The organism is Pseudoduganella ginsengisoli (assembly GCF_009720865.1).
Taxonomy (GTDB): Bacteria; Pseudomonadota; Gammaproteobacteria; order Burkholderiales; family Burkholderiaceae_D; genus Rugamonas; species Rugamonas ginsengisoli.
Map to the genome: position 1 here is coordinate 13098 of NZ_WNLA01000019.1, position 21242 is coordinate 34339.

The 21242-nt window shown below is 58.2% G+C and carries 8 protein-coding genes; 5 read left to right on the forward strand and 3 right to left on the reverse strand.

What is annotated here, in order from left to right; all coding sequences use genetic code 11:
- Positions 1-7: 7 nt before the first annotated feature.
- From GM668_RS22875 to glnE, 3 genes are all read right to left on the reverse strand, one after another.
- On the reverse strand, positions 8-4099 hold the full coding sequence (locus tag GM668_RS22875) for an RHS repeat-associated core domain-containing protein (protein ID WP_170305779.1): 4092 nt from the start codon (positions 4097-4099) through the stop codon (positions 8-10).
- 265 nt (positions 4100-4364) lie between these two features.
- Positions 4365-7304, reverse strand: coding sequence for a TonB-dependent receptor plug domain-containing protein (locus GM668_RS22880; RefSeq protein ID WP_155441283.1), 2940 nt, complete (start codon positions 7302-7304; stop codon positions 4365-4367).
- Between the two features lie 597 nt (positions 7305-7901).
- Entirely contained in the window at positions 7902-10616 is a 2715-nt protein-coding gene (gene glnE / locus GM668_RS22885; protein WP_155441284.1) for a bifunctional [glutamate--ammonia ligase]-adenylyl-L-tyrosine phosphorylase/[glutamate--ammonia-ligase] adenylyltransferase, read from the reverse strand.
- Positions 10617-10856: 240 nt separating this feature from the next.
- Between glnE and GM668_RS22890 the strand changes: the two genes are divergently transcribed.
- From GM668_RS22890 to GM668_RS22910, 5 genes are all read left to right on the forward strand, one after another.
- Entirely contained in the window at positions 10857-14987 is a 4131-nt protein-coding gene (locus tag GM668_RS22890) for a YhdP family protein (protein ID WP_155441285.1), read from the forward strand.
- On the forward strand, positions 14984-15781 hold the full coding sequence (locus GM668_RS22895; RefSeq protein ID WP_155441286.1) for a carbon-nitrogen hydrolase family protein: 798 nt from the start codon (positions 14984-14986) through the stop codon (positions 15779-15781). The genes GM668_RS22890 and GM668_RS22895 overlap by 4 nt, the downstream gene beginning before the upstream one ends.
- A 59-nt stretch (positions 15782-15840) precedes the next feature.
- Complete coding sequence (gene tldD / locus GM668_RS22900; RefSeq protein ID WP_155441287.1) at positions 15841-17301, forward strand: metalloprotease TldD; 1461 nt, start codon at positions 15841-15843, stop codon at positions 17299-17301.
- Between the two features lie 110 nt (positions 17302-17411).
- Positions 17412-17852 (forward strand): hypothetical protein, encoded by a 441-nt coding sequence (locus GM668_RS22905; RefSeq protein ID WP_155441288.1) that lies wholly within the window; start codon positions 17412-17414, stop codon positions 17850-17852.
- A gap of 432 nt (positions 17853-18284) precedes the next feature.
- The gene (locus GM668_RS22910; protein WP_155441289.1) at positions 18285-21125 is read left to right on the forward strand and encodes a TonB-dependent receptor domain-containing protein; all 2841 of its coding nucleotides are present in this window, start codon (positions 18285-18287) and stop codon (positions 21123-21125) included.
- Positions 21126-21242 lie beyond the last annotated feature (117 nt).

The following is a 21242-nucleotide window of genomic DNA, read 5'->3' on the forward strand; positions in this document are numbered from 1 at the left end:
AGCCTTATTATTTGGTCCCCTGTGGGCAACTATATCCATCGGGCATGTTAATGGTTACGTCTTGCACGCCAAGATCTTTGCTTGCCCCTGGCAACTCCAGCATCAAGACTGGATTCCCATTTACAGATTCCCGTTCAATCAAGTGCTGTTGAAATTGCGAAGTAGTCATGTTGAGCTGCCTGCGTGCGCCTGCATCATCCATGATATCGCGGACCCGGCCAAAAGTTGTGCCATCGCCTAGCGTTCCATTGATCTGATTGATGATAGGGCGCATCTGGGATTTTGATAGGCCGAATTGGGCTGGAATAACAGCGGTTGAGTCTGCCGTAATCGCATAGTTACCCGGATTGGAAGGATTGGTATCGAAGCCGCCACTTCTTCCAATCAGCCTCGCGTTACCCAAGAATACTCGGGCTTTCCCTTTACATTCACATAAGCCGAATGGATCAATTGCGGAAAGTGGGTTTCCACTGACATACGCATAGGTATTGATCCCACCCTTCAAACCAATCGGATCGCTATGCAAATACCGCCCCAGCGAAGCGTCATAGTAGCGGTTCCAGTTTTGCCATAAACCGCTTTCATTGTCATAGTACTGGCCCGGGAAGCCCAGGTTCAGGTTGCCCACGGTGTCGGTTGCCACGCGGCGGTCAAATGGCGCATTTTCTGCACGCCATGCGACTGCACCGGTGCTGCTGCTGAGCACCTCGGGGCGGCCCAGGTGGTCATTGTGGCTGGCATAGAATTGTCCATTGCGGTGGATGCCCAGCAATTGCCCGTCGATCCAGACATAGCTGGTGTTGCTGGCGCCGGATTCGGCCATCAATTCGCCATTCGGGCCATACACTTGCGCCAGTGCGCTGGGCACAGCTTTGTAGACACGCTGGTTGAGTGCATTGTTGTGGTACTGGCCCACCAGTGCCCCGTTGGTGAAGACCCGGGTCACGCGGTCGAACAAGTCGTAGTCGTAAATACGGCTACCGTCGTTCCTGGCTTCGTTGAGCACGCCGCCGGTGGCGCTGTACGAGAAATTGCGGTATTGGCCGCCACCACTCCAGCTGGCCAGGCGGTTGCTCTGGCTGTCCGTGCCATAGCCATAGCTGGCGCCCTTGCGGGTTTCTGCAGTGCGGTTGCCGACCGTATCCCACGACAGGTTTTGCACGTCGCTGCTCTTGGAGACCGATGCCAGGCGGCCGACCGGGTCGTAGCCAAAGCGGACAATTTCCGCCGCGTTGTATACCTTGTCGTGCAGGGCGCTCACCAGGCCGGTGTTGTCATAGGCCAGCGCAACGTTGTGGGCACTGCCATCGACCAGCTGCGTGGGGCGCCCATCGTTGTCCAGTGTCACCAGGCGGGAAATGCCGTTACCGAATTTCCACGCATAGCGCGCGCCGCTAACCGGCTGGTACAGGAAGGTGTCGGCCAGCGTGGCCCACACGCCGCCAGCGTTGCTGCCGATCCGGGAAACCCGGCCATAGCCGTCATAGCTGTAAGTCAGGGCGAAACCGCTGGGGTAGGTGGTGCCGGTCAGGCGGCCTGCCGTGTCATAGCTCCAGCTCAACGGGTAATTGTAGCCAAAGATATTGGCGTTCTTGCTGGTCAGTTCACCGGCAGAGTTGTAGGTAAAGGAGGTCTGGCCGGTCACATCGGTGAAGCGGCTCAGGCGGCCCTTGCCATACGTGCCTTCGTCATAGATAAACGCTTCGGTCACGCCGCCGGTGCTGCGCCCGGTCCGGCGGCCCAGCTTGTCCCATGTGTACGTGATGACCTTGCCATCGGCACGGGTTTCGCTGACCAGACGGCCGATCGCATCGTAGCCGAAGGTGGTGGTGCCGGTATCCGGGCTGGTGCGGCTGGTGACGCTGCCAAAGCCGTTGTACGTGTATGACGTGCGCAGGCCGCGTGGGTCTTGCACGTACTGCAGGTTGCCGTCGTTATCGTATTCCATCTGCGTCACGCCGCCATCGGGCGCCGTGATGGTGCTGAGGCGGTTGCGGGCGTCATAGTCGTAGCGGGTCACATGGTTGGCCGTGTCGGTCTGCGTTTTGACGTTGCCGTTGCCGTCATAGGTGTAATCCATGCGCTGCGAACGGTCGCTGTTGAAGACGGTCTTGGGGCGGCCCAGTGAATCGCGTTCCGTGATCGTGCTGAACGTGCCGGACACGACGGCGACCGGCGTGTTGCCACTGCCGGGAATGTTGCGCTCGACGCTGGTGGTGACGGTGTTGGCCGCCACATTGATATCGGTCGTCGCAAATTTGCCCTGTGCGTCGCCCGTCTGTATCTGGCGGCCGGCATCGTTGTAGCGGAAGCGCTCGACGCGCCCGTTGGCGTAAGTGATGTCGGTGACCTGATGGTTATTGTCATAGGCCATCCGTGTAACGCGGTCGCCGCTGGCCAGGTGCTGGGTGATGGTGGTCAGGTTGCCCTTAGGATCGTAGGCGTAATCGGTGGCGACACCGTTGACGTCGACATAGCGGCCTGGCTGGCCCATGCCGTTGTACGCGGACCAGGTTTCCACGTGATTCAAGGCATTGGTCTTCGAAGTGATGTTGCCTTGCGCATCGTACGTGATGGTTTCCGTGGCAGGGCCTTCGGGCATGGCCGTAGTGGTGGTGACGGCGGACAGGGTGGGCGTGCCGGTGTAGCTGTACGAAATCTGGCGCTGCGCTCCGCCTTTCAAGTCACTCCACGTTTCCGTCAATATCCGGCCATTCGCATCGTAGGTGTAATTGGCCCTGGCATAGGCGACGTTGTTCGCACCCTTGAACTCGGTCTGGGTAATGTCTTTGCCATCCCAGACGTGCGTAATAATCGACGCGTCCGGCCCGGAAGCCGCCTGCGCTGCCAGCAGGCGGCCTTTGCTGTCATAGCCGTAGCTGGTGAAGACGCCATTCCAGTCCTGTTTCAGCGATACATAGCCGTTGGCGTCGTAAGTGGTTGACGCGCTGGTGGCCGGGCAGCTGGAACTGGCCGCACGGGAGACCGACGTGAGCTTCAATTCACCGAGCACCGAAGTAAAGCCGTAGACCGTGGTCTGGCCCATCGCATCGGTGACCGTGGTTTGTCCGGGCGCATAGACAAACGTATCTTTTTCTTCATTGCCGGCCAGTGCGCTCGATTGCACTTTGCGGTCCGGGTAATAGGCGTAGGTGCTGTAGCGCCTGCCATTGATGACGATGCCGGTCAGCAGCGTCGGATCACTGTTTTCATATAAATACTCGCGGATATCGGGCGAGGCGCCAGGAGAAGTGACCTTGGTCAGCATGCGGTTGGCGTTATATGTATAGGTCCAGATATTGCCGCCGGGGTCGCGCGCTGTCGACACCAGGCCATTTGCGCCATAGGTCAGCTCGATATACTGGCCACCCGAGTTGGTGATTTTGGTGAGGAAGCCGCCCGTGTAGGTATATACCAGGGTTTGGCCGGTTCGCGCGTCCGAAATGCGCTGCAATTGCCCGGTTCCGTTATAAATATACGTGACCTGATCCTGCGTCAAACTCCATCTGACACCATAGTAATACTCCAGTTCACCCGTCTGTATCGCGCCACGGCTGACATAGGAAAAATTATTGCCCTCGGACGTGATCTTGGAATAGACGTATTTTGATCCGGTGGGCGAGGTGAATGTCACGCTGTTCGGGGCGCAAGCGACACCAGGAGAACAGGTTGGGCTAGTCCATTCCAGCTTCGGGCCGTCAAAAGTGGACAGCCAGTGAGAGCCGAAAAACATGCCGCCGCTTTGCATGCTGCGGTAGGTACGTTGCAATGCCATCGGGAAGATCCCGCCGGTCTTGAAGTCCAGCTCATCTTTGTATTTTTCGCCGGTCGACAGGATGACAGGGTTTTGCGTGGAGTTTTCACACTCTTCCTTGTCGGAATTGTCTTTGGCCGGCGGTTTATGCGCATTGGCTTTGCCATGCGTTGACCCTCCGCCACTGCCGCCGAAATGGCCGCCTGAGGTGGAGATGGCTCGAATTTGTAGGGTGTCATCCTTTGGTTTGGGAGGGCGAGTCCCTTTAATGACGACCACGTCATCAGCGTATGCAACGCCGGGCAAAACCAGCGGTACAGCGAGTAATAAGAGGTATTTTTTCATATCTATACATTTTATTGCGGGACTTTCATGATACCTGCATAAGTTATTAAAAAATTCACACATTCTAACCGTGACATTAAATGTCAGAGATTGGATGGAATTGAAGGGGAAGTGTGGATGCGATTAAATAAAAATTATCTAATGGAATTAGTTTCGGCAAATAAATAGCGATATCACTACGCACAGGTGAGCCGTGATGAGCCAAAAAAAAAAGCCCCTGCCATTGCTGACAGAGGCTTGGGGTTCCTTCAGGATGCGGCGGCGGTTACAGGCTCACGCGTACACCGAAGTAGTAGCGGCGGCCAATTGGATCGTAGACCGATGCATCGGTTTCGGTGCCGGTGACATTGCCTGGCAAACCGCTGATGATGGGCGGCGGTTTGACGTCAAACGCATTGTCGACACCCAGGTACAGTTCGGTCGACTTTTTCAGCGCATACGTCAGCTGGAAGTCGTTGTAGGTCTTGGAACCGATCCCGATGGAACGTGGGGGTAATTCGAAGCCTTTGAGGAACTGGTCGTCCAGCGACACCTTGCCGTTGTAGGTGGTCGTGGTGCTGATGCCCCAGTCGCCCCATTTGTATGCCAGGTTCAGCACGGCCTTGTGTTTTGGCGTTGAGCTGCCGATGAATTCGCTGACTTCGCCGACGTTTTCATCGACGTCGGCGTCCGGCATCGGCTTGTTCCACAGGGTTTTCACGTAAGTGTAGGCCAGGTGGGCGTTCAGGCGGCCGGGACCGACGCGGTCAGACCACGATGCCGTCAAGTCCACGCCCTTGGTGCCCAGGCCGCCGCTGTTCAGCTGTGTCGTATCGACGTAGCGGATGGCGCCAGCGCTGGTATTGCCGGCGGCCGTAGCCCAGCGCGTGATGTACGAGCAAAACGCCGGATTGGTGCCGCTGTAGCATTGGTCGATCGAATACTGGCGAGGAGTGCCGAAAATCGCGTCTTCGATATTGATCTTGAAGTAGTCCGCCGTGAAGGTGAACTTGCTCAGCACGGGAATCGAACGCGGGGTCAGGATCACGCCGACCGTCGTCGATTTGCCTTTTTCTGCTTTCAGGTTTGGATTGCCGCGGTCGTAACCGCTGACGCCCTGGATGTCCGCCTGTGTCAGCGTGAACTCGCCATTGGCGGCAATATTGGCTGCCACGCCCGGAGCGGCGCGGCAGGCTGCATCGTATTTGCCGGTTGACGTGGCCGTCACGCCTTCGCACGGATCGTTAACGCTTGGGAAGTTCTGGCTGGGCGGCTGATACAGTTCACTGATGTTCGGCGCGCGTGTCGACACTGCCTTGGTGCCACGGAATTTGATGTCATTGGTCGGCGCCCATTCGAAGCCGGCGTTCCAGCTATTGGTGCCGCCCACGCTGGAATAGTTTCCGTGGCGGTAAGCCGTCAGCAGGCTCAATTGCTTGGCAAACGGCGCATCCTTCAACAGCGGGACGCGGGCTTCCACATACGCTTCGCGCACGTCGTATTTGCCGAACGTCGGCGGGATGGCGTTACCCGCGTTCAGCCCGGACTGCGTCAGCGGGTCCGCAATCGACGACGATTCTTCCCTGCGGTATTCCCAGCCCAGCGCCACAGACAGGGCGCCGGCCGGCAACTGGTACAAGTCGCCGTTGATCGAGGCGCCGGCCAGTTTCTGGACGATGGAATTGTCCAGCGATCCCGGTGCGGTGACGTATTTCAGCGCTTCCGGCGAAATCGTGTCGCGACCGAATACGTTGATCGGGACGCACCCCTGGGCGCGGGCATTGGCATCGCGGCACTGGATGCCATTGATGCCGCCGGGGATCGCTTCCAGCGCATTGCGGAAGTTCATGACGTTGACCTGGCCGGTCGATACCTGCGATTCCTTGGTTTTGCCATAGGAAATGAAGGCTTCATAGTTCCAGTTGCTGACCGTGCCTTTCAGGCCCGTGGCCAGGCGGAACGTGCCGCGGTCGGCGTCCGAGTGGCGCGAACCGACTTCGGCCAGGCGGCGGGTAAAGCTGTAATCGCGCGCACCGTCACCGTCGGTGTCCTTGATGCGGTCGTACAGGTATTGCGGTACCAGCGGGTTGCGTACCATGGCGCCGTTCACCAGGAATTCGGCAGGCACCTGGCCGCTGGATGCTTTATAGATATCGAGTGAATTCAGCGCAAAAGGCTCGATATTGGTGGAATTGCGGGTTTGCGCATAGGTACCCTCGAAGAATGCCGAGTGGTCCTGGTTAAATGCGAAGTTGCCGGTGGTGGCGAACAGGTAACGTTCGGTCGGCACCGCGATAGAGCGGAAGTCGGACCGGTTATAGCCGGTTGGCGCCTGGGTGGCGGAACCATTCGTGCTGACCGGAATGATATTGCCGTTGCGGTCATAGGTAAACCTGTCAGCGCCGCGCGTGCCGTAAATAAACGTCCCTTGCGGTGTGAAGCTGGAATAGAACGGACGGATCGGCACGAACGCGTCGGCAGCTTCCCCCGTGTCGCCAGCCATTTTCGAAAATTGGTCAACCGCGGAAAAATCGCGGTCCTTTGACATGACGGCGCCCTGCTTGGTGTAGCCAAAGTGGGCCATGATATTGCTGTTGCCATCGGCCGACGTCGTGCCCCAGGTCAGGCCCAGCTTGCGTTTTTCATCGTCGTGCCGTGAACTGCGGCCGCCTTGCGCATCGATGGTCATGCCGTTGAAATTGCGCTTCAAAATGATATTGATCACGCCGGCCACCGCGTCCGAACCATAGGTAGCGGAGGCGCCGCCTGTCAGCAATTCAACACGCTCGATAAAGTCGGTCGGAATGGTGTTCAAGTCGACGGCCGTATCGCCGGCCACGCCGGATACAAAGCGCCGGCCATTGACCAGGACCAGCGTACGGGAGTCACCCATATTGCGCAGGTTGACGGTGGTAATGCCGCCGCCCGACGTCTGGAAGTTGGAATTGGTACGGCTGCTGGTTGGCGTACCCATGGTTGGATTCTTTTGCAGCAAATCCTGCAAATTGGTTGCGCCAGATGCCGCAATATCGGCTGCGTTCAGGATTTGCAGCGGCGATGGCGAATCGGCGTTAGGCGACCTGATGCGTGAACCTGTCACCTGGACAGTCTGGATCGCGTCTGGGGTGGCAGGAGCCTCTTGTGCGAACGCGGTGTGCACGGTCAGGGCAAACCCGCTCAGGCACAGCAGGCGTATGGAATTCGATAAAACCCGTTCTCTCATCATTGCTTTCCTTCTCGGTATTGATTGACGATAAAGCAAGCCAATGTAGTCACGGGCATATAACAGAGTCAACTCTGCGCACTCTACGATTTGTATTAACTTGTTACAAATCAATGTATTACGAACATTTTCTAAAAGAATTTCTATTGCTCTTTTGAATTAAAAGGTAAAACTGGCAACTTGCATTTTTGAAGATATTCAATTGCTTCTAAGTTAAATATTGATATTTTGTTCAGATTGCTTAATTTTTATTCGATGGAAATTTTGAAAAATAAGGTATTCCCGTATGTTTGTATTTGTTGGTGCTTGCAAATAACGGGGGGATTACCTGGCTTGTCTGCCGATGAAGCAATATTTCGTATGTAACAACCGCAACAATTCTTCCCAAGAAGAATCCTGTATTTTGTGGTTATATAACAACGAAACGTCGGGCGAATGCGCATCTTTCCTTGAAAGTCACGCCTATCTCGGTGGAAATTTTTATATGCTGCGTTGCAATGTTTTGACCGCCTCATCCGTGCGCAGAATGCGGGGCAAAGAGGCTGGATGGAAAACACGGATGCACGACAGGTGTGCATACGTGTTTCCGCTATGGGTGGTTTAATGGAATAAGGTGTTCCATAGTGCAATAACATGCTGTGCATGCATGCTCACGCGATCCGGATCGACCCGCGCATTTTCCTGCCCTTGCAGCCGCAACTGGTGCTGCAGCTTGCGGTAAGCGCGGTAGGCATTGGCGGCGTGGGCGGCCAGTTCTTCATCGATCAAGCCCAGCTCGCCGCACATTTTGAGCAGGGCAATATTACCGACATTACCAGTCAACTGCGAATAGGTGGACGCATGCTGCAGCACCAGGTATTGCACGATGAATTCAATGTCGATCATGCCGCCCGCATCTTGTTTTAAATCGAACAGGTCAGAGCGGTTCGGCTTGGCGTCCGCCATGCGTTTGCGCATATTTAATACTTCCGGCTTGAGCGGGCCGTCGGCCGGGCGCTCCTTGCGCAGCACTTTGCAGCGGATTTGTTCGAATTGTTCACCTATGGCGGCGTCGCCGGCGCAGAAGCGGGCCCGCGTCAGCGCCTGGTGTTCCCAAATCCACGCGGAACTGTCCTGGTAGCGTTCAAACGCTTGCACGGACGATACCAGCATGCCGCTGGCGCCGTCAGGACGCAGCGCGATATCAATGTCGAACAGGATGCCGGCCGACGTGTGCGACGTCATCCACGTAATAAAGCGCTGCGCCAGTTTCGCGTACTGGGCCGGTGCATCCTGGTCGTCATCGTCGAACAGGAAAATCACGTCGAGATCCGATACATAGCCCAGTTCCTTGCCGCCCAGCTTGCCATACGCAATGACGGCAAAGCGGGGCACGTCGCGGTGGCGCGTGGCCACGGTTTGCCATACGGCCTGGATGGTGGCAGCCACGATGACGTCGGCCAGCGCCGATAAATGGTCGGCCAGCTTTTCCACCGTCAAGTCACCCGCCAGGTCTTGCGCCAGCAAGTGGAACAGTTGCGCGTGGTGCACTTCGCGCAAAATATCCATTTGCCGTTCCGTGTCGCCGGCCGCCAGGCGCAATTGTTCATCCAGTTCCGCCGCCAGGGTGACAGGGTTGAACACGGCATTGTGGATGCGGTCATCCAGCAATTCATCGAGCAAGATCGGGTGGCGCGTGAGGAATTTTGCGGCCCAGCCACTGGCATGCATCATGCGGATCACCCGTTCCAGCGTGTGCGGGTATTCCGTCAGCAGCGATAAATATGCGGAGCGGCGCGCGATGGCTTCCAAAAAGTCCAGCAAACAGCCCAGTGTCACCAGCTGGCTGCCAATCGATGACTGTTCTGCCGTGGTGGCAATCAGCGGCAGCGCCATATTCACCAGCGACACCAGGCGCTGGCGCGATGCTTCCGGCAACGATTGCAATTTCGGTGCTTGCCACGTAGCAATCAGACGCTGCGCGGCGCTGGCCGGGTCGTCATAGCCCAGCGCGGCAAACCGGGCTTCAATGGCTTCGCGGTTGTCCGGATCCGTGCACTCCACATTGGTTTCCGCATCGGCTTCGCCTTCGCTCTTGTCGGCAAAGATCGCATCGAATTGCGCAGCCACGAACGCGCGGTGGCGGGCCAGTTCGGCCAGCAATTCCGGCACGTCCGGCATGCCCATCCAACGCGCCACGACGTCGCGGTCCGCATCGCTGGGCGGCAGCGTGTGGGTCTGGCCATCGTCGATGTATTGCAGCCGGTGTTCCAGGTTGCGCAGGAACGTGTACGAATCCAGCAATTGTTCAACGATGTCGGCAGACAACAAGCCTTTTTCCGGCAACAGGCGCAAGGTGGCGCGCGTCGAGCGGTCGCGCAACGTGCTGTCGCGGCCGCCTCGGATCAGCTGGAATACTTGCGCGAGGAATTCAATTTCGCGGATACCACCCCGGCCCAGTTTGACATTGTTGCTGCGGTCCGGGTGCAGCCGTTCCTGGCGGTTTACTTCCGCGCGGATTTGCGCGTGCATGTTGCGGATCGCATCGATGACCCCGAAGTCCAGGTAACGGCGGAAAACGAACGGCCGTACGATCGCTTCCAGCGCCGCGATATCGGCGGGTTTGCCCGTGACGGCGCGCGCCTTGACCCACGCATAGCGTTCCCACTCGCGGCCTTGCACGATCAGGTATTGTTCGACCATGCCCAGGCTGGCGGCCAGCGGGCCGGAATTGCCATTCGGGCGCAGCGCCATGTCGACACGGAATGTAAAGCCGTCTTCCGTGATTTCCGCCAGCGCGGCAATCAGCTTTTTTCCCATGCGGATAAAGAATTCATGGTTCGACAGGCTGCGCTGGCCGGGACCGGCCTGGGTTTCGCCATCGTCCGGGTACACAAAGATCAAATCGATGTCGGACGACACATTCAATTCCGCGCCGCCGTGCTTGCCCATGGCCAGCACCATCAATTCCTGCGTGTCGCCGGTTTCTGCTGAGACCGGCACGCCGTGGGCGGCCGTCATTTCCCCGTACACATCGGCGCAGTGCGCCTGCACGGCGAAATCCGCGAAGCGCGTCATGGCGGTCACGACTTCATGCAAGTCTGCCTGGCCATCCAGGTCGCGCCGGATAATTGTGCATACCAGCAGATTGCGCAGGCGGCGCATGGCGCGGCCAAGCGGCAGCGGCTGGCCGCTGGCGTCCGTCTCGGCTGCCAGGCAGGCGGCGAAATCCAGCTCGTGCAGCGGGGACTGGGCGAGGGCGGCGACCTTGGCGGGGCGGGTGGAATCGGCGCTGGTCCAGCGCTGGTAATAACGGGAGGCGTCGGTAAGGGACATGAAGTGTAAAGGGCAGGTAACGTAGTGTAATCGGAGCAGGGCGGGGGCCTGCCATCGGTTAAAATGGCAACTTCAGGATGCATTCCGCAGCAGACATGTAGGGCGGATTAACGGGCAAAGCCCGCGTAATCCGCCTATGCGTGCAATGCGGGCGCCGGATTACGGCGCGTTGCGCCTAATCCGGCCTACGACGATTCTATAGATTTCCATTACAACCGGGCCTGAATTATTAGCGTATCCATGCAAAAAACGTCGCAGTTGTCCGAGACCGGCAGCACGCCCCTGGCTGTGCGCTGGCAACGGCTGCGTGCGGCCTACCGGGTCGCCAATCTGGCTACCCACCACGTGCTGGGCTTCACGCTGAAGCTGGTGCTGGCGCTGTATTTTGCATTTGGCCTGCTGTTCCTCGTGCTGCGCTACCTGGTGCTGCCCAATATCGATCATTACAAGCCGGATATAGAAAAGTCGGCCAGCCAGGCGCTCGGCAATCCCGTCACCATCGACAGGATTTATGCGTCGTGGACGGGTTTATACCCCACGTTATTCCTTGGCGACGTGCATTTGCGCGACAAAGCCGGCAACCAGGTACTGTCGCTGCCCAGCGTGTCGGCCACCTTGTCGTGGTGGAGCGTGGCGGCGCTGGATGTCCGGTTCCGCTCGCTGGAACTGATCCGCCCCAACCTCGACGTGCGGCGCGAGCTTGACGGCAAATTGTATGCAGCCGGCGTGTATATCGACCTGGACCGCAAAGGCGATGGCAAGGGCGCGGACTGGCTGCTGATGCAGCAGGAAATCGTCATCCGCGAAGGCCGGCTGGACTGGACCGACCAGCTGCGCGCCAAGCCCACTTTGTCGTTGGCGAACTTGAATGTCGTGCTGCGCAACCAGTGGCGGCGCCACCGGCTGGCGCTGCAGGCGACGCCGGCGCAGGAACTGGGCGGCCCGGTCGATGTGCGGGCCGATTTTGTCCATCCGACGTTTGCCCAGCGTCCGTCCGACGTGCGCCTGTGGCAGGGTGAAATCTACGCGGATGTACAAAAAGCCGACCTGGCGGCATGGAAAAACCACATTGATTACCCGCTCGATGTGCAGTCGGCCATGGGTTCCGTGCGTGCCTGGGTGCGGCTCGATCACTTGAAACTGGCGGCCTTTACTGCCGACGTGGGCTTGCAAGATGTGACGGCGCGGCTGGCGCCGGACTTGCCTGCGCTGGACCTGGAGCAAGTGCAGGGCCGCATTTCCGCCCGCGAAGAAATTCCCGCTGCGTTGCAAAGCAGCCAGCCGGCATTTGGCGCACTGGGCCATTCAATCACGCTGACGAACTTTTCGCTGAAGACGCGCGACGGCCTCGTCATGGCGCCGACGAATTTGTCGGAGCGCTTTGCCGCTGCCACGAAAAAATCGCCGGAACGCATGGAAGTGTCGGCCAGTGTACTGGACTTGCAAGCGCTGGCCGCGCTGGCTGCGCATTTACCCTTGTCGGCGCAGCAGCGCCAGGTATTGGCCGACGTCGACCCGACCGGCAAGCTGGTGGACGTGACGGCCACATGGTATGGCACGTATCCGGCGCTGAATGCTTACCTGGTCAAAGGCCGCCTCGACCATTTGGGCATGAAGCCGCGCGCCGCGCGCCTGCCGGTGCCCAAGACTGCCCATACGCCTGGCGTGCGCGGCATGCCGGCGCTGCCTGGGTTTGACGGTTTGTCCGGCACGCTGGAAGCCAGCGAAAAGGGCGGCAAATTTACGCTGGACGCGGACCAGTCCGTGCTGCGCATGCCTGATTATTTCGCGGAAGGCGATATGCCGTTTGACCGCCTCAACGGCAAATTCAGCTGGACGTTTGACGGCAATGAACGGTTGAAGGTCGACGTCGATAACCTGGTCTTTGCACAAGAGGGTTTGACGGGCTCGCTGACCGGCACGCACGTGGTGCCGCTCGATGGCAAGAGTGCCGGCGTGGCGGATTTTGTCGGCAAGCTGGACGGTTTTGACGTGAAGAAAATCGGCCGCTACCTGCCCGTGCATACGCCGGAACATTTGCGCCAATGGCTGACGGGCGCACTGGAAGAGGGCCGTGCGGATGACGTGCATTTGCGCTTGCGGGGCGACTTGGCGCATTTCCCTTTTGCCGACAAGAGCAAGGGGGAATTCAAGATCGGCGGCCGCATCCACAATGGCCGCTTGAATTACGATCCCGGTTATTACGCCAAGGATGGCAAGTCGCCCGAATGGCCGGTGGCGGACAAGATCAAAGGCAGTTTCCTGTTTGAAGGCGTGCGCATGGAAATCCGCGGCGATACAGCCGTGACGGGCAATGTCGCACTGTCGAACGTCAAGGCTGTCATTCCCGACCTCAGCATCCACGACAGCATGCTGGAAATCGATGGCAATGCCGTGGGCGCCATGCAGGATTACGTGAATTACGTGGCCGCCAGCCCGGTGCTGGAATGGATCGGCCACTTCACGGATGAAACCACATCGACCGGCAATGCCAAGCTGGGCTTGAGCTTGCGGCTGCCGCTGGCCAACCTGCATGACTCGAAAGTGCAGGGCGTGCTGCAATTACTGGGCAATGACGTGGTGTTGTGGCATGACATGCCGCCCGTGCTGGGCGCGACCGGCAAAATTGAATTCAATGAAAAAGGCGTCAACTTGAATGGCTTGTCGGGCGCATTTGTCGGCGGCCCGGTGGCGGTGTCGGGTGGGACGCAGCGCGACGGTTCGATCCAGGTCAAGCTGGCAGGCGCCGTGACCACGGATGGCTTGCGCAAAACGTGGCCCGTGCCGGAAGTGGCGCGGCTGGCCGCGCACTTTAGTGGCAGCGCCCGCTATAGCGGCCTCGTGATGGCGCGCGACCACCGTTATTCCGTTACCGTGGATTCCAACCTGGCCGGGCTGGGCCTGGACTTCCCCGCGCCGCTGATCAAGAACGCAGCGGACGTGTTGCCGTTGCGGGTCGTGCTGACCGGCGATGCGGCCACCATCGTCAATGGCTCCGCTGTCATGCACGATGATTTGCGCATTGCACTGGGTTCCGGCCTGTCGGCAGCGTACCAGCGCCAGCGCGTGGGCAAAGGGCCGTGGAAAATGGTGCGGGGCGGGATCGGCGTCAATACGCCGGCGCCGGAGCCGGACAGCGGCCTGGCGCTGAATGCCAACTTGAAGTCGCTGAATGTCGACCACTGGATCGACCTGGCAGACCATATTGCCGGCAAGCCCGACCCGAATGCGCCGCCTGCCAATCCGAATGGTTCCGATATTGCGCAATATGTGACGATCGATGCGATGGCGGCGCGCGCCAGCGAATTGGTGCTGGGCGAACGCAAACTTGATAACGTGGTGGCCGGTGTCACCAACCAGAAAGGCATCTGGCAAGCCAATGTGGAATCGCCGCAAGCTGCCGGTTATGTGACCTGGAACACCAGCGCGGCGGGGCAGGGCATCGGCAAAGTCACGGCGCGGCTGTCGTCGCTGATTATCCCGTCGTCGTCCGCCAATGAAGTCAAGGATTTGCTGGAAAATAAAGGTTCGCAAGCCGCCATTCCCGCGCTCGATATCGTGGCCGAGCGCTTTGAATTGTTCAACAAGCCGCTGGGCCGCCTGGAATTGCAGGCTTATAACGCGCCGGCTTCGCGCGAATGGAAAGTGTCGAAACTTACATTGGCCAATGCCGACGGCGAACTGAAAGGCACGGGCCGCTGGGTCGTGGGCAAGGATGGCCAGCACCACAGCAGCCTGAACTTCGACCTGGATATTATTAACGCGGGCAAGTTGCTGGACCGCTTTGGCTTTACCGACACGTTGCGCAATGGTAAAGGCACGCTGAGCGGCGATATCGCGTGGACGGGTTTGCCGTATGCGTTCGATATCCCCAGCCTATCCGGCCAGTTAAAGATGGATGTGGCCAAAGGCCAGTTCCTCAAGCAAGACCCGGGCGCGGCGAAATTGCTGGGCGTGCTGAGCTTGCAGGCGCTGCCCCGCTTGCTGAAACTGGATTTTCACGACGTGTTTTCCGAGGGCTTGGCATTTGACGGCATTACCGCCAATGCCGCCATCAACCATGGCATCGTGCGCACGGAAAACTTGAAAATGCATGGTGTGGCCGCCACAGTGCTGATGGCAGGCTCGGCGGACATCGCAAATGAAACAACGAATTTGCATGTGGTGGTGATGCCGGAAGTGAATTTCGGCACGGCGCCACTGATGTATGCGCTGGCTGTGAATCCCGTCGTGGGCCTGGGCAGTTTCCTGACGCAACTGTTCCTGAGCCAGCCGCTGTCGAAAGCTTTAACGTATGAAATGCAAGTGACGGGGCCTTGGAAGGCGCCCGTCATCACCAAGATCGACTCTCGCAAGGAAGCCAAGCAATGAATATTGTCGCTGCTGTCCAGATGGTCTCCACGCCATCCGTTGAAGAAAACATCGCCACCGCGCGCCGCCTGATTGAACAGGCTGCCGCGACGGGGGCGAAGCTGGTGCTGTTGCCGGAATATTGGGCCATCATGGGCTTGTCCGACACGGACAAGGTGGCCGTGGCGGAACCGCTGGGCAGCGGGCCGATCCAGGATTTCATGTCATCGATGGCGCGCCAGCACGGTATCTGGCTGCTGGGCGGCACGTTGCCGCTGGCGTCCGATGACCCTGCCAAAGTCATCAACACCACCTTGGTGTATGACAGCGAAGGCCGGCACGTGGGCCGCTATGACAAGATCCACTTGTTTGGCTTTACCAAGGGCACGGAATCGTACGACGAATCGCGCACCATTGTGCCGGGCCGCAACGTTGGAGTGGTGGAAACGCCGGTCGGTAAAGTCGGCATGTCGGTCTGCTATGACTTGCGGTTCCCTGAACTGTTCCGCGCGATGGGCCCGCTGTCGCTGATTGTCGTGCCGGCCGCCTTTACGTATACGACGGGCCGCGCCCATTGGGAAGTGTTGCTGCGCGCCCGCGCCATTGAAAACCAGTGCTATGTGCTGGCGGCGGCGCAGGGCGGCGAACACAAGAATGGCCGCCGCACGTGGGGCCACAGCATGCTGATTGACCCGTGGGGCGAAGTCAAAACCGTGATCGCGGAAGGCGAAGGCGTCGTCCATGGCGAAGTCGATCCCATCTTTATGGCGTCCGTGCGGGAAAGTTTGCCTGCGTTAAAGCATCGGACCATGTGACGGCCAGCGGCCATACGCAATACAATGGCGTCAATATATTGAAAAAGGCATTATTTACTATGACTCCATTCGAACCCAACCTGTCCTCGCTGGCGGTCGCGCGTGAATTGTTGCTGACGCCATTCGGACTGGATGAAGGCAAGCTGCTCAAAGCATTGGGCAGCATGTTTACGCACAAAGTCGATTACGCGGACTTGTATTTCCAGTTCACGAAAAACGAAGGCTGGAGCCTGGAAGAAGGCATCGTCAAAACCGGCAGCTTCTCGATCGACCAGGGTGTCGGTGTGCGCGCCGTCTCCGGCGAGAAAACCGCGTTTTCGTATTCCGATGAAATTTCCGAGCGCGCGCTGCTCGATGCGGCGGCGGCAACCCGCACCATTGCCCGCGCCGGTTCCGGCAAGGTCAAGGTGGCGGGGCAGACATTCCACCAGGGCGGCCGTTCGCTGTACTTGCCGCATGACCCGCTGGCGTCGCTCGATGCGACCGCCAAAGTCAAATTGCTGGAGCGCGTGGAAAAAATGGCGCGCGCGAAAGATCCCCGCGTCGTACAAGTGATGGCCAGCCTGGCCGGCGAATACGACGTGGTGCTGGTGGTGCGCAGCGATGGCGTGCTGGCGGCCGATATCCGTCCGCTGGTGCGCGTATCGCTGACCGTCATTGCTGAACAGAATGGCCGCCGCGAAGTGGGGTCGTCCGGCGGCGGTGGCCGTTACGATTACGCTTATTTCACGGATGACGTGCTGGATAGCTATGCGGAAGATGCGGTGAAATCCGCCACCGTGAACCTCGATGCGCGTCCAGCGCCGGCTGGTCCGATGACCGTCGTGCTGGGTCCGGGCTGGCCGGGCATCTTGCTGCACGAAGCCATTGGCCACGGTCTGGAGGGCGACTTCAACCGTAAAGGTTCGTCCACGTTCTCCGGCCGTATCGGCGAACGCGTGGCCGCCAAGGGCGTGACCGTGGTTGATGACGGCACGCTGGCGGACCGCCGCGGTTCGCTGAATATCGACGATGAAGGCAACCCGACCCAGTGCACCACGTTGATTGAAGACGGTATTTTGAAGGGCTATATCCAGGACACGATGAATGCGCGCCTGATGAAAATGCCGGTGACGGGCAACGCGCGCCGCGAATCGTTTGCCCACTTGCCGATGCCGCGCATGACCAATACCTACATGCTGGGCGGCGACAAGGATCCGCAGGAAATCATCGCTTCCGTGAAAAACGGCTTGTATGCGGTGAACTTTGGCGGCGGCCAGGTGGACATTACCAATGGCAAGTTCGTGTTCTCGGCCAGCGAAGCGTACATGATTGAAGATGGCAAGATCACGTACCCGGTGAAAGGCGCGACCCTGATCGGCAATGGACCGGATGTGCTGAACCGCGTGTCCATGATCGGCAACGACATGAAGCTGGACTCCGGTGTCGGTGTGTGCGGCAAGGAAGGCCAAAGCGTGCCGGTCGGCGTGGGGCAGCCGACGTTGCGGCTGGATGGCGTGACGGTTGGCGGTACGGCTTAATTCCTTTTCCCTAGGCCAACATGGCCGTTGAACGCCGCCATGCCTGTGCTTGGCGGCGTTTTAACTTGTTAACCTAAAACAACGCCCGGCAGCGCGTCCGGACGTCGCTGTTGGCTAAAAAAAGCAGCTTTTGCCAACAAAAGCATCTATTTAGTGACCGACCTCAACATCGTCCAGCGACAATTTTTTGGGCTCATTCCATTCCCTGTTGTTGGGCCACAACGCACAGCGCGGCCTCGCATGCAGCGGTCAAAGGCTTTCATTTTGATGACCAAGAGTGGTTGAAATTTGATAACTATTGCCAAATTACTCCCCAACTTGATCGCTTGTCCTGGCAACCCGGACATTCCGACATCGGCAGAATTGATGCGCTGCGTCACTATGAAGTTGTAAATATAATCCGACAACTTCTGGCATTTTCTGCCTATCCTTTTGCAACCTTCGAATTTTGTATTTTTATTGATACAGCTGGCCGCAGCAAGAGCGGGAGGGTGCATCACGTTCACAATTCTTGTAAAAAAATGATGTGTCTGTCCCAAGTTTGTCTGTGACTATTAGTTTCTTTTTTGTTGCTAATTTAGTCAAGAGTGTGGATTTTTTTAAATCTGTATTGACACTTCATCGCTAAAAATGCGCTAAATAGCGCTCAAGCTAAAATGGAATAATATTCTGCAATTTTTAAAATTGCTAAATTAAGTTCTGAAAATTAAGTGAATTAGATGCTAATTTATATTTCTTGTCGTATTTCGTTGTAATAATGCACAGTGCGTTTGACTAGGTTTCATCGCCTATGTTTCCATTACGCCTTCTTTGGCTGCGGTTACAAAATGGCTGCTTGGCCGAGGGAATGCCAGTTCGTCGTGCACAGCACTGCGTGCGGCTGTATGGGAGGTGAATAGAAATGTGGCTGCCAGCACATGACCGGTCCGGATCTGTTCAAAGTTAAAAGAAATCAACTAGAAATGAAGCAAGGAATAACGATAATGATGAAAGAAACCGTTTTATCGCGGTCAGTGCGCCTGATGTTCTCGGGCTCGCTGGTAGCTGCAGGTTTGCTGTCTGCGCCGGCAATGGCACAACAGGGTGACCAGCAGATTCAACGCGTGGAAATCACCGGCTCCGCTATCAAGCGTATCGCTGCAGAAGGCGCGCTGCCTGTGCAATCGCTGTCCAAGGCGCAAATCGAACAAACCGGCGCGACCACGGTGGCCGACCTGGTTGCCACCTTGCCATCCATGCAAGGTTTCGTTACTTCCTCGGCTTCCGTTAACGGCAGCGGCGGCGGTGTGCAAACTGCCTCTGTGCACGCGATCGGCACCAGCTACACCCTGGTTCTGCTGAATGGCCGCCGCATCGCGCCATACTCGTCCGGTTCCGCAGTCAACCTGGCCTCGATCCCGCTGTCGGCTGTTGAGCGCGTGGAAATCCTGACTGACGGTGCTTCCGCACTGTACGGCTCTGACGCGATTGCCGGCGTAGTCAACTTCATCCTGAAGAAAAACTCGCAAGACGCCAACATCGAGCTGACCTACAACCGTCCAAGCAAGGGCAGCGCTGGCGCCACCTCGAACGTCGCCATTTCCAAAGGCTTCGGCGATTACGAAGCCAACGGTTTCAACGTGATGCTGTCCTACAGCCACGACACCCAGTCCGAGCTGAACGCGTCGGATCGTCCATTCAGCGCGCCAGGTGGCGTGCACCCTTACTCCGAAGGCGGCAAGAATTACTCGCTGTACATGCTGTCGTCGAACTCGATTCCAGGCAACGTGGCCGTCAAGGATGGCAGCAAAACCCTGGCCTCGTTCAACCCTGGCCTGATCAACTCCGGCTCGTGCGGCGCACCAAACACCTTCAAGGTCGGCAACCGCTGCCTGTTCAACTACGGCGCGACCGTGGAACTGTTGCCAGAACTGAAGCGTGACGGTTTCTTCGTCAATGCCAACGTCAAGATCAACGACAACCTGAAGTTCTTCGCTGAAGGTCTGTACTCCAAGTTCACCAGCACCGCGCGTTACGCGCCTCCGGCACAGCCGCTGAGCCTGGACATCAACTCGGCGCTGTTCAAAGCCAACGTGGTGCCGGCACTGGTGAAACTGGGCGTGGACCCAGCCAAAGTCAAAACCGCCACCATGAACCTGCGTCTGGTTGACGCGGGCGGCCGTACCGACGGCTGGGAAACCAACGCCAAGCACCTGGCGCTGGGCCTGGAAGGCACCCACTTCGGCTGGGACTGGACCACTGCCTACGTTCACTCGGAAAACAAAGCCATCGACAATGCGGTAGCCGGCTATACCTCCGGCGACAAGCTGGACGCGCTGATGAAAGCGGGCACCTACAACCCATTCATCGTACCGACCGCGGAAACCAAGGCAGCCCTGGCTTCGGCCGTGCTGCACCAGGAACTGGACGTCACCACGTCCAAGATCGACGTGCTGAACCTGCGTGGTTCGCGTGAAATCTTCCAGGCCGGTGGCGGCGCCGCCATGCTGGCGTTGGGCGCCGACATGTCGACCCAGAAGTACATCGACGAACCAGCCCCAATCGCCATGGGCCCGAACAGCCTGCAGCCTAACTGGACCGACACCAACGTCGGTGGCGGTACCGGCTCGCTGCCAGTCGATTCGTCCCGCAAGAACTGGGGTGCGTTTGCTGAACTGGTTGTGCCAGTGATGAAAGGTCTGGAAGTCACCGGCGACTTGCGCTATGACAGCTACGACGCCGTCAAGAACAAGAAAAACTTCGACTCCGCTGGCAACCTGATCGCTCCTGCGACCCAAGGTGACTCGGCATCGAAAGCCACCTACAAGCTGTCCGCCGCATGGCGTCCAGTTGACAACCTGCTGGTGCGCGCATCGTATGGTACCGGCTTCAAGGCGCCGATCCTGACCGACGTGACCAAACCTGTGGTCAATGGCGGTTCGTCCGGCTTCCACCCATGCCCGATCACTTCCGGCCCGCTGCTGAAGCTGTGCAACGGCAATGCTGAATACGGTCTGCTGGATGGCGGTAACGCACTGTCCGGCGCCGGCGGCCTGAAGCCTGAGACGTCGAAGCAAGCCACCATTGGCTTCCGCGTCGAGCCAGTGAAGAACGTGTCGATCGGCTTCGACCTGTGGGACGTGAAGATCAACGACCAGATCCGCAAGCTGCCTGAGAACGAAGTGTTCAACAACCCAGCGAAGTACATGGGCCTGTTCTCGTCGTACTACGATCCGATCCAGAAGGAAAATGTGCTGGTCGCGTCGTTGACCCCGTTCAACCTGGCCAGCTCGCACTACCAGGGTATCGACTGGGATCACACCTTTGGCCTGAACACCGGCATGGGCAAGTTCACGTTCAACTGGACCGGTACCTACATGCTGAAGGCGAACCAGCAAGCGCTGGCGACCGATCCGGTGGAAGGTTCCGTGGGCCGCTTTGACTCGTACAACGACGTGGTGTTCCGCCTGATCACCAAAGGTACGGTGACCTGGAAGCAGTCCGACGCCCTGACGCACTCGCTGACCGCCGTGTACAAGTCGGGCTACCATGACATGCCGCTGACCGAAGACGACGGCGCCATCGTTGCGCTGAACTCCGACGGTTCGATTGGCGACTACGTGGGCCTGAAGCGCGACGTGAAGTCGTACACCGTGTGGGATTGGCAGACGCGCTGGAAGTTCAACAAGAACTTCACCATCACTGGCGGCATCAAGAACCTGTTCAACACCGAGCCTCCATTCTCCCAGCGTATCGCTGGCGGCGGCAACCAGCTGGGCTACGATGGCCGTTACACCGACCCACTGGGCCGTCAGTTCTATCTGGTGGGCAGCTACAAGTTCTAAGTCCTGACCGTTTAAACTGCTAACTTTGGCCGTTCAGCGCAAGCTGAACGGCTTTTTTCTTACTTTTATTTGGTTTTTCTTGCCAGATGGCGCAAATTGTTGTTATAGTCGTTTGAC